General features: G+C 73.8%; 13 protein-coding genes. 9 read left to right on the top strand and 4 right to left on the bottom strand.

The features are described 5' to 3' along the window. Positions 1-5: 5 nt before the first annotated feature. Both LCN96_RS33595 and LCN96_RS33600 read right to left on the bottom strand, forming a co-directional pair. Positions 6-944: a cyclase family protein gene (locus LCN96_RS33595; protein ID WP_225266445.1), complete on the bottom strand. Its 939-nt coding sequence runs from the start codon at positions 942-944 to the stop codon at positions 6-8. Beyond that, a complete protein-coding gene (locus tag LCN96_RS33600) occupies positions 934-1,893 on the bottom strand; it encodes a fumarylacetoacetate hydrolase family protein (protein ID WP_225266446.1) in 960 nt (319 codons plus the stop codon). The genes LCN96_RS33595 and LCN96_RS33600 overlap by 11 nt, the downstream gene beginning before the upstream one ends. A gap of 87 nt (positions 1,894-1,980) precedes the next feature. On the opposite strand from LCN96_RS33600, the gene LCN96_RS33605 reads away from it, so the two are divergent. Next, on the top strand, positions 1,981-2,901 hold the full coding sequence (locus tag LCN96_RS33605; RefSeq protein WP_225266447.1) for a LysR family transcriptional regulator: 921 nt from the start codon (positions 1,981-1,983) through the stop codon (positions 2,899-2,901). Between the two features lie 77 nt (positions 2,902-2,978). Here LCN96_RS33605 and LCN96_RS33610 read toward each other — a convergent pair whose 3' ends face one another. Together LCN96_RS33610 and paaZ are read right to left on the bottom strand one after the other, a co-directional pair. Then, positions 2,979-3,782, bottom strand: a complete 804-nt coding sequence (locus LCN96_RS33610; RefSeq protein WP_225266448.1) for an enoyl-CoA hydratase/isomerase family protein — start codon at positions 3,780-3,782, stop codon at positions 2,979-2,981. Positions 3,783-3,790: 8 nt separating this feature from the next. After that, positions 3,791-5,830 carry a phenylacetic acid degradation bifunctional protein PaaZ gene (gene paaZ, locus LCN96_RS33615; protein ID WP_225266449.1) on the bottom strand — a complete coding sequence of 680 codons (2,040 nt, stop codon included), beginning with the start codon at positions 5,828-5,830 and terminating at the stop codon, positions 3,791-3,793. 104 nt (positions 5,831-5,934) lie between these two features. Here paaZ and paaA point away from each other — a divergent pair, with 104 nt between their 5' ends. The 8 genes from paaA (at position 5,935) to LCN96_RS33655 (ending at position 12,959) form a co-directional block, all read left to right on the top strand. Continuing rightward, positions 5,935-6,945, top strand: a complete 1,011-nt coding sequence (gene paaA / locus LCN96_RS33620; RefSeq protein WP_225266450.1) for a 1,2-phenylacetyl-CoA epoxidase subunit PaaA — start codon at positions 5,935-5,937, stop codon at positions 6,943-6,945. Continuing rightward, a complete protein-coding gene (gene paaB, locus LCN96_RS33625; protein WP_225266451.1) occupies positions 6,942-7,235 on the top strand; it encodes a 1,2-phenylacetyl-CoA epoxidase subunit PaaB in 294 nt (97 codons plus the stop codon). The genes paaA and paaB overlap by 4 nt, the downstream gene beginning before the upstream one ends. Positions 7,236-7,252: 17 nt before the next feature. After that, positions 7,253-8,170 carry a 1,2-phenylacetyl-CoA epoxidase subunit PaaC gene (gene paaC / locus LCN96_RS33630; protein ID WP_225266452.1) on the top strand — a complete coding sequence of 306 codons (918 nt, stop codon included), beginning with the start codon at positions 7,253-7,255 and terminating at the stop codon, positions 8,168-8,170. Positions 8,171-8,277: 107 nt separating this feature from the next. Continuing rightward, on the top strand, positions 8,278-8,784 hold the full coding sequence (gene paaD, locus LCN96_RS33635; RefSeq protein ID WP_225276115.1) for a 1,2-phenylacetyl-CoA epoxidase subunit PaaD: 507 nt from the start codon (positions 8,278-8,280) through the stop codon (positions 8,782-8,784). 3 nt (positions 8,785-8,787) lie between these two features. Next, positions 8,788-9,870 (top strand): 1,2-phenylacetyl-CoA epoxidase subunit PaaE, encoded by a 1,083-nt coding sequence (paaE, locus tag LCN96_RS33640; protein ID WP_225266453.1) that lies wholly within the window; start codon positions 8,788-8,790, stop codon positions 9,868-9,870. Between the two features lie 208 nt (positions 9,871-10,078). Then, complete coding sequence (locus tag LCN96_RS33645) at positions 10,079-11,269, top strand: thiolase family protein (RefSeq protein WP_225266454.1); 1,191 nt, start codon at positions 10,079-10,081, stop codon at positions 11,267-11,269. Then, the gene (locus LCN96_RS33650) at positions 11,266-12,114 is read left to right on the top strand and encodes an enoyl-CoA hydratase/isomerase family protein (RefSeq protein ID WP_225266455.1); all 849 of its coding nucleotides are present in this window, start codon (positions 11,266-11,268) and stop codon (positions 12,112-12,114) included. The genes LCN96_RS33645 and LCN96_RS33650 overlap by 4 nt, the downstream gene beginning before the upstream one ends. Continuing rightward, positions 12,111-12,959 (top strand): 3-hydroxyacyl-CoA dehydrogenase family protein, encoded by an 849-nt coding sequence (locus LCN96_RS33655; protein ID WP_225266456.1) that lies wholly within the window; start codon positions 12,111-12,113, stop codon positions 12,957-12,959. Before LCN96_RS33650 ends, LCN96_RS33655 begins: the two co-directional genes overlap by 4 nt. Positions 12,960-12,979 lie beyond the last annotated feature (20 nt).

A 12,979-nucleotide genomic window follows, 5' to 3' on the forward strand; every position in this document is an offset into this window, starting at 1 on the left:
TCGCCTCACTTGATGGCCAGGGGGTTGACGGGGGATCCGACCGCGCCGGTGACCGGCAGCGGCGGGGCGGTGAGGAAGAACTCGTACACACCGTCGGCGGCGCAGTCGGCGGCGAGCGCGTCCAGGTCCCACATCTCGCCGACGAGCAGGCCGAGGTGCGGGATGACGACCTGGTGCAGGGGCTGGAACGCGTTCTCGAACTCGTTCGGCCGCACCTCGAAGCCCCACGTGTCGGTGGCGATGGCGGCGATCTCGCTGCGGTGCAGCCAGCCCGCGCTCCAGAACGACAGGCCGGGCGCGGGGCCGCCCGCGTAGTCGCCCCAGCCCTCGCGCCTGGCCCTGGCGAGGCGGCCGGTCCGCACGCACACCAGGTCGCCGCGCCCGACCCGGACGCCGTGCGCCTCGGCGGTGGCGGTCAGGTGCTCCTCGGTGATGGCGAAGCCGTCCGGCAGCTCCCCGTACACCGCCGCCACGTCCAGCAGCACGCCGCGGCCCGCCACCGGGGCGGCCAGGTGCTCGATGCCGGTGACCTGGTCGCCCTCGCTGGTGACGACCTTGTCGGCGGGCCGGCCGTTCCACGCCCGGCCGTGGTCGAAGATGTGGCCCAGGCCGTCCCACTGGGTGGAGCACTGCAGCGGCATGGCGATCACGTCGTCCGCGCCGCCGAAGCCGTGCGGGAAGCCCTGGTTCCCGTGTACGGCGTCCAGGCCGGTGTCGGTCATGGTGTGCACCGGGTTGGTACGGCGCCGCCAGCCCTGCTGCGGGCCGTCGGTGTCGAAGCTCTGGGAGAGCGAGAACGACGCGCCGCGCCGGACCAGGCGGGCGGCGGCGGCTCTGGTGGCCTCGTCGATGAAGTTCACGGTGCCGAGCACGTCGTCCTCGCCCCAGCGGCCCCAGTTGGAGTACGCGGCGGCGGCCTCGGCGATGGCCTGCTCAGCGTTCATCGCGGCACCTGTTCCGCTGGGTGCCGAGGCCGGTGATCGTGCCCTCCATGACGTCCCCGTCGCGCAGCAGGCGGCCGTGGTGCAGGCCGTTGCCCGCCGGGCTGCCGGTCAGCACCAGGTCGCCGGGCAGCAGCTCGACGGTCTGGGACACGTAGGACACCAGCCGCGCCACGTCGAAGATCATGTCCTTGGTGGACTCGTCCTGCATGACCTCGCCGTTCAGCTTGAGCGTCACCTGCAGCTCGCCCGGGTCGCCGACGAAGGCGGCCGGCACCAGGTACGGGCCCAGCGGGGTGAAGGTGGGCGCGTTCTTGGCGCGCAGCCAGTCGGCGCCGATCTCCGGCATGTCGCGGCGGAAGACCAGCTCGCGGGCGGTGACGTCGTTGGCGATCGTGTAGGCCGCGACGTGTTCGAGAGCCTGCTCCGGATCGATCCGGAACGCCGGGCGGCCGATGACGGCGGCCAGCTCCAGCTCCCAGTCCGGCTTCGTGCACCACGACGGGAGCACCACGTCGTCGTACGGGCCGGTGACCGAGGACGGCAGCCCGATGAACACGTACGGCTGGTCCTCAGCCGCCCGCCGGTCCATCATCGCCGCGACCTCGGCCCGCACCTGCTCGGCGGGACGGCCGCCGGTGGGCTCGTGCGCCACGGCCAGGTCGATGACGTGGGTGCGGTAGTTGGCGCCGGACTGCAGGATCTGGCGCGGCTCGACCGGGGCGTGCACGCGCAGCTCCGCCAGCGGCAGCCACTCCCCCGGCGCCGTCGCGGCGTCGTGCAGCAGGGGCAGGACGTCGTCCCAGCGCTCCAGCAGCGCGCGGGTGCTGGGGCCGTGGGCGCTCAGGTCGAGCACCCGGTCGCCGGCGACGAGACCGGGAAAGGCGGGGCCGGGACCGGCCGAGAAGGTGCCGAGCACGAACGGGCCGGCGAGAGACGGGGATGTTTCCACGAGGTTTCCTCCGGATGCGGTGCCTTAACCTTGAGCCATCCGGAGGAATCTGGGAAATCGATTCTTTGAATCCCTACCATCCACTACATGGATAGGCACGTGAACCTCGCCAACCTCGACCTCAACCTCGCGGTCGCCCTGCGTGCCCTGCTGGAGGAGCGCAACGTCACCAGGGCGGGCCAGCGCGTCGGGCTGAGCCAGCCCGCGATGAGCGCCGCGCTGGCCAGGCTGCGCCGCCACTTCTCCGACGAGCTGCTGGTCAGGCAGGGCAACCGGTACGAGCTGACCCCGCTCGGCACCGCCCTGCGCGCGCCCGTCGCCAACGCCTGCGCGGTGCTGGAACGGCTGTTCACCAGCCGCGCCGACTTCCGGCCCGGCGTCGAGCGGCGCGACTTCACGCTGCTCTCCTCCGACTACGCGATCGCCGTCTTCGGCGCGCGGCTGGCCCGCGTCCTGCACGAGGAGGCGCCAGGGGTGCGGCTGCACTTCCGGCACGTACCGCGCGACCTCGTGGAGAACCCGGAGGCCCTGCTTTCCGGGGTGGACGGCATGCTCATGCCGCACGGGGTGATCTCCGGCATGCCGGCGGTCGAGCTGTACCGCGACGAGTGGGTGTGCCTGGTGTCGGACGAGCATCCCGGCGACGTCACCATGGACGACCTGGCCCGCCTGCCGTGGGTGGTCTACCAGCGCACCTTCGACGCGCCCGTCACCCGGCAGCTCACCATGCTCGGGCTGGAGCCGCGCGTGGAGGTGTCGGTGCAGAGCTTCCAGCTCCTGCCGGCGCTGGTGGCGGGCACCCGGCGGGTCGCGCTCGTGCAGCGGCGGCTGGCCGAGCTGCTGCGCGGGCTGGCTCCCGTACGGACGCTGCCGTGTCCCTTCGAGGCGGTGCCGTTGCAGGAGGCGCTGTGGTGGCACCCGGTGCACACCCACGACGCGGCGCACAGCTGGCTACGGGAGACGGCCGCCCGCGTGGCGGCCGAGCTGGGCGACCTGCCGGGCGCATGACCACGAGGCTCGGCGAGGCGCCGCTGCGCGGCGGGCGCGCCCCGCGCATGCCGCGCCGAGCGCGCCGCCGCCCCGCGTCAGTGGCCCTCGAAGGCAGGCTTGCGTTTGGCGAGGAACGCCTCCACCGCCCCCGCGTGGTCGGCCGTCAGCCCGAGGCGCGCCTGAGCCTGCCCCTCGGCCGCCAGCGTCGCGTCGAGCGGCCGCCCCCACGCCGCCGCGATCAGCCGCTTGGACTCCGCGTAGGCGGCGGTCGGCCCCGCCGCGAGCCGGGCCGCCAGCGCCCGCCCCGCCGCGCCCACTTCGTCACGCGGCACCACCCGCCCGGAGATCCCCCACGCGACCGCCTGCTGCGCGTTGAACGGCTCCGCCAGCAGGACGAGCTCCCTGGCCCGCGCCTCGCCGACCGACCGGGTGAGCGTCGCCGACAACCCGGAGTCGCAGGTCAGCCCGATCGCGCTGAACGCCGTGCCGAGGACGGCGTCCTCGGCGAACACGCGCAGGTCGCAGGCCAGCGCGAGCGCCAGCCCCGCGCCCACGCAGGTGCCGTTGACGCCCGCGACGACCGGCTTGTCCATCGTGGCGAGCAGCCGGACGACGGGCGCGTAGTCCTGCTCGACGGTGTCGAACGCGTGCGCGGCGTCCTCGCGCAGCGCCGCCGCGTGCTCGGCCAGGTCCTGCCCCGCGCAGAACGCGCCGCCCGCCCCGGTCAGCAGCACGGCCCTGACGGCCGCGTCGGCCGCGACGTCCTCCAGCGCGCCGCGCAGCTCCGCCTTGGTCTTACCGTCCAGCGCGTTGCGGCGCTCGGGACGGTTCAGCGTCACCACGGCCACGGCGCCGTCGCGCTCGACGAGGACCGCGGCGCCCTCCACGGGCCCGTCCATGGGGCCGCTCACCGCTCGTCCCACGTCTTGGCGACCAGCGTGAGCACGTCGTACGTGGCGACCGGCCGGCCCTCCTGGTTGGTCACCACGGCGTCCCAGCGGACCTCGCCGTAGTCGGCGTTGCTGCGCGGGGTGATCTGCTTGACGGTCAGCGTCACGGCGATGGTGTCGCCGGCCTTGACCGGGGTGAGGAAGCGCAGGGAGTCGACGCCGAAGTTGGCCAGCACGGGCCCGGGCGCGGGATCGACGAACAATCCGGCGGCCAGCGACACGACCAGGTAGCCGTGCGCGACGATGCCGCCGAACAGCGGGTTGCGGGCGGCGGCCTCGGGGTCGGTGTGCGCGTAGAACGTGTCGCCGGTGAACTCGGCGAAGTGGTCGATGTCGGCGAGCGACACCGTGCGTGACGCGGACGCGATCGTGTCGCCGATCCGCAGCTCCGCCAGCGACTTGCGGAACGGATGCACGCCCGTGTCGGCGCGGGCGGCGCCCGTCGTCCACCGTCCGGTGATGGCGGTGAGCTGGTCGGGTGCGGCCTGGACGGCGGTGCGCTGCATGTGGTGCAGGACTCCGCGGACGCCGCCGAGCTCCTCGCCGCCGCCCGCCCGCCCGGGGCCCCCGTGCACGAGGACCGGCAGCGGGGAGCCGTGGCCGGTGGACTCCTTGGCGTCGTCCCGGTCGAGGACGAGGACGCGGCCGTGCCAGGGCGCCAGCCCGAGCACGACGGAGCGGGCGACGCCGGGGTCGTGGGTGGCGACGGAGGCCACGAGGCTGCCCTTGCCCCTGGCGGCCAGCGCGACGGCCTCGTCCAGGCCGTCGTAGCCGATCACGGTGCTCACCGGCCCGAACGGCTCCACGTCGTGCGGCTCGACCGCGCCCGGCCGTGCGCGCAGGACGAGCGGGGTCACGAACGCGCCGCGCTCGGGGTCGCCGTCGAGCAGGCCCGCGCCCTTGGGGTCGCCGAAGACGACCTCGGCGCTGGTCATCAGCGCCTCGACGGCCTTGCGTACCTCCTCGCGCTGGCCGAGGCTGGCCAGCGGGCCCATCCGCACGTCGGGGTTGCGCGGGTCGCCGACGCTCACCTTGCCGAGGCGGTCGGCGAGCGCGTCGACCACCTGCCCGGCCATCCCCGTGGGCACCAGCACCCGGCGGATGGCCGTGCACTTCTGCCCGGCCTTGACCGTCATCTCGGTGACGACGCCCTTGACGAACAGGTCGAACTCCGGATCGTCGGGCCGCACGTCAGGGCCGAGGATGGAGCAGTTGAGCGAGTCGGCCTCGACGTTGAGCGCGACGCCCTCGTCGAGCACGCCGGGGTGGCGGCGCAGGATGCCGGCCGTGTGCGCGGAGCCGGTGAAGGCCACGGAGTCCTGGGTCGTCAGCTCGTCGAGCAGCCCGCCCGCCGAGCCGGCGAGGAGTTGCAGCGTGCCCTCGGGCAGCAGGCCCGACTCGATGATCCGCCGTACGGCCAGCTCCGTGAGGTACGCGGTCTGGCTCGCGGGCTTGACGATCGTGGGCAGCCCGGCGAGGAAGGCGGGGGCGAGCTTCTCGAGCATGCCCCAGACGGGGAAGTTGAAGGCGTTGATCTGGACGGCTACGCCCGGCCGGGAGGTGTAGAGGTGCTGGCCGACGAACGTGCCGCCCTTGCCCAGGCGCTCCAGGCCGCCGTCGAGGACGATCGTGTCGTTCGGCAGCTCCCTGACGCCCTTGCTGCCGTAGCTGAACAGGGTGCCGATGCCGCCGTCCACGTCGACCGCCGTGTCGCGCGCGGTGGCGCCGGTGCGCGCGGACAGCGCGTACAGCTCCTCCTTGTGCTCCAGCAGGTGCTTGGCCAGCGCCTTGAGCAGGGCCGCCCGCTCGTGGAAGGTCAGGGCTCGCAGTGCCGGGCCGCCGGTGTCGCGGGCGTGCCTGACCATGGCCGCGACGTCCAGCCCCCGGCTGGAGATCCGCGCGACCTCCTCGCCCGTGGCGGCGTCGAGCAGCGGTTCACCGTCGTCCGCCGCGCGGAACCATCGTCCGGCGGCGTAGCTCTCCAGCAGCGCGCTCACGCTGTCTCCTTTCCCCGGGACCTGTTGCGCGAAGACCCCGACCCGTGTCACGGTATTACTGACCGAGCGATAAGTAAATAAGACTGATGTGTCTCGGAGGGAAGATGACGACGACCCCGGCGGAGCCGGACCTGCAGGCCGCGTTCGACGCGACCATCGACCGCCACGACCGGGTCGAGCCCCGGGACTGGATGCCGGACGCCTACCGCAAGACGCTCGTCCGCCAGATCGCCCAGCACGCGCACTCCGAGATCATCGGCATGCAGCCGGAAGGCAACTGGATCGGCCGCGCGCCGTCGCTGCGGCGCAAGGCGATCCTGCTGGCCAAGGTGCAGGACGAGGCAGGGCACGGGCTCTATCTGTACTCCGCGTGCGAGACCCTGGGCGTCTCCCGCGCCGAGCTGACCGAGTTGCTGCTCACCGGCAGGCAGAAATATTCCTCGATCTTCAACTACCCCACGTTGTCGTACGCCGACGTCGGCACGATCGGCTGGCTCGTGGACGGGGCCGCGATCTGCAACCAGGTGCCGCTCTGCCGCACCTCCTACGGCCCGTACGGCCGGGCCATGATCCGCATCTGCAAGGAGGAGTCGTTCCACCAGCGGCAGGGGTACGAGCTGCTCATGACCATGATGCGCGGGACCGACGAGCAGCGGGCGATGGTGCAGGAGTCGGTCGACCGGTTCTGGTGGCCGGTGCTGATGATGTTCGGGCCGCCGGACGCGCAGTCGCCCAACAGCGAGCGGTCCATGGCGTGGGGCATCAAGCGCAACTCCAACGACGAGCTGCGGCAGAGGTTCGTGGACATGACCGTCCCGCAGGCCGAGGCGCTCGGCGTGACGCTGCCCGACCCTGACCTGCGATGGAACGAGGAGCGCGGGCACTACGACTTCGGGGAGCCGGACTGGCGGGAGTTCGCCGCCGTGATCCGGGGTGACGGGCCGTGCAACGCGCAGCGGCTGGCGCACCGCAGGGCCGCGCACGAGGAGGGCGCCTGGGTACGCGAGGCCGCCACCGCCTTCGCCGAACGTGAGACCGCCGCCCGCGAGACCGCCGCCCGCGACGAGGCCGCCCGTGAGCAGGCCGCCCGCGACGAGGCCGGGGCCGTCCGATGAGCGCCGACCGGCGGGAATGGCCGCTCTACGAGGTGTTCGTGCGCGGCAAGCGCGGGCTCAACCACGTGCACGTCGGCTCGTTGCACGCCCCGGACGACACGATGGCCCTGCGCCACGCCCGCGACGTCTACACCCGCCGCAACGAGGGCGTCAGCATCTGGGTCGTGCGCGCCGACGCCATCACCGCCTCCAGCCCGGACGAGAAGGACCCGCTGTTCGGGCCGAACGGCGACAAGGTGTACCGGCACCCGACGTTCTACGAGATTCCCGACGACGTCCCCCACATGTGAGGAGCGGACCGATCACCATGAGCGACGAACACGGCAGCGTCTTCGACGGCCTGCTCGGCGGCGACTCCTCCCAGTGGGCCTTCGGCACCGACTTCGAGGACCCGCTGGCCGGCGTCGACACCACGACGCCCGCCGGCGTGGACGGCGCCGAGCTGGCCGCGTACTGCCTCATGCTCGGCGACGACGCCCTGATCATGTCGCAGCGCCTGTCGGAGTGGTGCAGCCGCGCGCCCGACCTGGAGGAGGACATCGCGCTGGCCAACATGGCGCTCGACCTGCTCGGGCAGGCCCGCCTGCTGCTGGCCAGGGCCGCCGCCGCCGACCCAGGGGTGGTGCCCGCCCTGCCCGAGGGCTCGCCGGTGCCGCCGGAGGACGCGCTCGCCTTCTTCCGCGACGATCACGCGTTCAGGAACGTGCGGCTCGCCGAGGTGGCCAACGGGGACTTCGCGCACGTCGTGGTGCGGCTGCTGCTGTTCTCCACGGCCCGGCTGGCGCTGCTGGAGCGGCTGCGGACGAGCCGGGACCAGGTGCTGGCGGCGGTGGCGGCCAAGGGGGTCAAGGAGGTCGCCTACCACCGGGACTGGGCCGGGCGCTGGTTCCTGACGCTGGCGCGCGGCACCGAGGAGTCGCACCGCAGACTGCTCGCCGCCCTCGACGCCCTGTGGCCGCTGCGGGCCGAGCTGGTCGCCCCGCATCCGCTGGAACGTTCGCTGGCCGGGGCGGGTGTCGGGGTGGATCCCGCGTCCCTGCGCGAGGAGGTGGACGGCGTACTCGACCAGGTGCTCGCCGTCAGCGGCGTCCCGCGGCCGGAGTGCGCGCCGCTGGCGGGCGTCGGCGGGCGGACCGGCCGCGACGGGCTGCACACCGAGGGCTTCAGCCGCCTGCTGGCCGAGATGCAGGTGGTCGCCCGCGCACACCCGAGCGGGCGCTGGTGAACGGCGACCGGCGCGCCACCGCCCAGGCGCACGACCCGGAGCCGGCGGATCCCAGGCGGCGGGCGGCCGACGCCAAGGCAGTCAGGCGGCGGGCGGCCGACGCCGGGGTGGCCAGGCGCCGGGCGGCCGAGGTGGCCGGGCAGGTGCGGGATCCCGAGATGCCGATGCTCACCCTCGCCGACCTCGGCGTGCTGCGCGGGGTCGAGGTGGAGCGGGACGCGGACGGCGAGCTCGTCGTCGCCTCGATCACGCCGACCTACACCGGCTGCCCCGCCATGGCGACCATGCGCGACGACCTCGTGCATCGGCTCAACGACGCCGGGTTCGACCGCGTCGAGGTGCGGATCGTGCTCGACCCGCCCTGGTCCAGCGACTGGATCTCCGAACGGGGCCGCGCCGCCCTGCGTGCCGAAGGGCTGTCGGCGCCCGGCCCCGTACGCAAGCGGCAGGGGCCCGTGCCGCTCACGCTCGGCCCGCCCCGCCCGGCGCCGCCCTGCCCGCGCTGCGGCTCGGCGGCCACCCGCCTGACCTCGGAGTTCGGCGCCACCGCCTGCAAGGCCCTCTACCGCTGCACCGACTGCCTCGAACCGTTCGAGCACGTCAAGGAGATCTGATCGATGACCATGCTCGCGCCCGCCCCGTCCAGGGCCGCCGTCTTCCACCCGCTGACCGTGGCGGCCGTGGACCGGCTGTGTGAGGACGCCGTCGCGATCACGTTCGCCGTCCCGGACGAGCTGCGCGACGCGTACGCGTTCCGGGCCGGCCAGTCGCTCACCCTGCGCCGCGTCATCGACGGTCGCGAGCACCGCCGCTCGTACTCGATCTGCGCCCCCGCCGGCGCGGCGCCGCGCATCGGCGTCCGGGAGATCCCCGGCGGGCTGTTCTCCTCCTGGCTCGTGCACGAGGTGCGGCCAGGCACCCGCATCGAGGTCCAGCCGCCCACCGGGTCCTGGCAGGCGGACCCCGCCCTGGGCGAGCGGCACCTGTGCGTCGCCGCCGGCTCGGGCATCACGCCGATGTTGTCGGTCGCCTCCACGGTGCTCACCCATCCCGGCGCGCAGGTCTCGCTCCTGTACGGCAACCGGACCAGCCGCACCGTCATGTTCGCCGAGGAGCTGGGCGACCTGAAGAACCGCTACGGTCCCCGGCTCCAGGTCGTGCACGCGCTGTCGAGGGAGCCGCGCGACGTCGAGCTGCTGTCGGGGCGGCTCGACGGCGACCGGCTGCGCCGGCTGCTGACCGGGCTCGTGCCCGTCGAGGTGTTCGACCACGTCTGGCTGTGCGGGCCGCTGCAGCTCGTGGAGCAGGCGCGGGCGGTGCTCGCCGAGCTGGGCGTGCCCGCGGATCGGGTGCACGTCGAGCTGTTCTACGCCGACGCCCCTCCCCCGCCGCCCCGCCGCGCCGCGGGTGAGCTCTCCGGCGCTACCACCGAGCTGACCACCGTGCTGGACGGCCTGCGTACGACCGCCACCGTCTCCCGCGAGACCACGCTGCTCGACGGTGCCCAGAACAACCGGGGGGATCTGCCGTTCGCGTGCAAGGGCGGGGTGTGCGGGACGTGCCGGGCGGTGGTGCGGGAGGGTGAGGTGGACATGCGCCGCAACTACGCGCTCGAACCGGCGGAGGTGGCCGCCGGGTTCGTGCTGACCTGCCAGACGTATCCGGTCGGGGAGCAGGTGACCGTCGACTACGACGCCTGACCCCGCCTCACGCCCGCCCTGCGACCACCGCACCGCTCACTGACCACCGCTCACTGACCACCGCTCACTGACCACCGCTCACTGACCACCGCTCACTGACCACCGCTCACTGACCACCGCTCTCTGACCACCGCACCGCTCACCGGCCACCGCGCCAATCACCGACCACCGACCACCGACCGCCGTTCACCGTTCACAGGAGTTGCACGTGCCCGAATCCTTCGTCGTCTCCGGCGTGCGGACGCCGATAGGCCGTTACGGCGGCGCGCTCGCCCATGTCCGCCCCGACGACCTGGCCGCCCTCGTCGTGCGGGAGGCCGTCGCCCGTGCCGGGATCGCCCCCGACCTGGTGGACGAGGTGGTGCTGGGGGCGGCCAACCAGGCGGGCGAGGACAACCGCAACGTCGCCCGCATGGCCGCCCTCCTCGCGGGCCTGCCCGACTCGGTGCCCGGCTTCACCGTCAACCGGCTCTGCGCCTCCGGCCTCACCGCGGTCACCACCGCACGCGCCCTCATCGCCGCCGGGGACGCCGACGTCGTCGTCGCGGGCGGGGTGGAGTCGATGACGCGGGCACCGTGGGTGATGGAGAAGCCGGCCAAGGCGTTCGCCAAGCCGGGCGCGGCCTTCGACACCTCCATCGGCTGGCGGTTCACCAACCCGCGCTTCGACGCCGCCACGACCGCCTCCATGCCGCAGACCGCCGAGACCGTCGCCGAGCGGTGGGGGCTGACGCGGGAGGATCTGGACACGTTCGCGCTCCGCTCGCACCAGCGGGCGGTGGCGGCGGCCAAGGACGGCCGGTTCGCCGAGGAGATCGTGCCTGTGCCGGTCAGCAAGGGAGCAACCGGGGAGCTGGTCGAGGTCGACGAGGGGCCGCGGGCGGACACCAGCATGGAGCGGCTGGCCCGCCTGCGTCCGATCCACGGCCCGGGCGGCGTCATCACCGCGGGCAACTCCAGCTCTCTCAACGACGGCGCCGCAGCCGTCGTCGTGGTGAGCGAGCGCTTCCTGGAGCGGCACGGCCTGACGCCGCGCGCCCGGCTCGTGGCCGCCGCGCACGTCGGGGTCCCGCCCGAGATCATGGGGATCGGCCCCGTGCCCGCGACCCGCAAGGCCCTCGAACGCGCCGGCTGGGACGTGGCCGACCTCGACGCCGTGGAGCTCAACGAGGCGTTCGCCGCCCAATCGCTGGCCTGCGTCCGTGACCTCGGGCTCGACCCCCAACGGGTCAACGCCGACGGCGGCGCGATCGCCCTCGGCCACCCGCTCGGCGCCTCCGGTGCCCGCATCCTGGTCACGCTGCTCGGCCGCCTGGAACGCACGGGCGGCCGTCGCGGGCTGGCGACCCTGTGCGTCGGCGTCGGCCAGGGCAGCGCGCTGCTGGTGGAGCGGCCATGAGCGGCGAGCGGGAACCGAACGGCGGACCGGCCACGGACGGCGGACCGGCCACGGACGGCGGGCAGCCCTCGGGCGGCGGACCGGCCACGGGCGGCGGGCCGAGTCTGCTCGTCGAGGAGGGCGCGGACCGGGTCGTGTGGCGGCTCAACCGCCCGGAGGTCCGCAACGCGATCGACCGCGACCTGGTACGCGCCCTGCACGACGCCTGCGCCACCGTCGAAGCAGACCCCAAGGTCGTCCTGATCATCGGCGAGGGCGGCACGTTCGCCGCCGGCGCGGACATCGCCCAGCTCCGCGAACGCGGCCGCGACGACGCCCTGCGCGGCATCAACTCCAAGATCTTCGACCGCATCCACAAGCTGCCGATGCCCACCATCGGCCTGCTCGACGGCTACGCCCTGGGCGGCGGCGCCGAGCTGGCCTACGCCTGCGACTTCCGCATCGGCACCCCGCGCACCCGCCTCGGCAACCCCGAGACCGGGCTCGGCATCCTGGCCGCGGCCGGCGCCGCCTGGCGGCTCGCGGAGCTGGTCGGGGAGCCGCTGGCCAAGGAGATCCTGCTCGCGGGCCGCGTACTGACGGCGGAGGAGGCGCAGTCCGTGCACCTGCTCAACGAGGTCGTGCAGCCGGGCGACCTGCTCGCCACCGGCCACCTGCTGGCCGACCGGATCGCGGCGCAGGCGCCGCTGGCGACCCGGCTGATGAAGGCCGTCTTCCACGCCCCGCGCGACGCGCACCCGTTCGTGGACGACGTGGCGCAGGCGGTGCTGTTCGAGACCGAGGAGAAGCACGCGCGCATGACGGCGTTTCTGGACCGGCGCAACAGGAAAGAGGGCCATCGATGAACGCTGACCTGCCCAGCACCGTGGGAGTCGTCGGCGGCGGGCGGATGGGGGCCGGCATCGCGCACGCGTTCCTCGTCGCGGGCGGCCATGTGGTGATCGTGGAGAGCTCCGCCGAGACGGCCGCCGCCGCGCGTGCCCGCGTCGGCGACAGCCTGGCCAAGGCCGCCGCCAAGGGCACGCTCGGCGAATCCGCCGAGGCCGCCTCGTCCCGGCTGCGGGCCGCCGCCGACCCCGCCGGGCTGGCCGGCTGCGAGCTGGTGATCGAGGCGGTTCCGGAGGACCCGGCGCTGAAGGCCGAGGTGCTCGCGCTCGCCGAGAAGCAGGCTCCCGGCGCCGTGCTGGCCACCAACACCAGCAGCCTGTCCCTGGCCGGGCTCGCCGCCGGGCTGGCGGCCCCGGAGCGCTTCCTCGGGCTGCACTTCTTCAACCCCGTCCCGGTGAGCGACCTGGTGGAGATCGTCGTCGCGCCCCGGACGGAGCCCGAGCTGGTGACGCGGGCCCAGGGATGGGTGGCGGCGCTGGGCAAGACGCCGATCACGGTGGCCGACTCGCCCGGGTTCGCCAGCAGCCGGTTGGGGGTGTGCCTGGCGCTGGAGGCGATGCGGATGCTGGAGGAGGGGGTCGCGAGCGCGGCCGACATCGACACGGCCATGACGCTCGGCTACCGCCACCCCCTCGGGCCGCTGCGCACCACCGACCTCGTCGGCCTGGACGTGCGGCTGGCCATCGCCGAGCATCTGGCCCGCGAGCTCGGGCCGCGCTTCGAGCCACCGCGCATCCTGCGCGACCTCGTCGCCGCCGGACATCTGGGACGCAAGACGGGGCAGGGCTTCTACACCTGGTAAGGCGCAGGCTCAGGTTGCGT

Origin of the sequence: Nonomuraea gerenzanensis (genome assembly GCF_020215645.1) — a bacterium.
In the GTDB taxonomy this organism is placed as follows: domain Bacteria; phylum Actinomycetota; class Actinomycetes; order Streptosporangiales; family Streptosporangiaceae; genus Nonomuraea; species Nonomuraea gerenzanensis.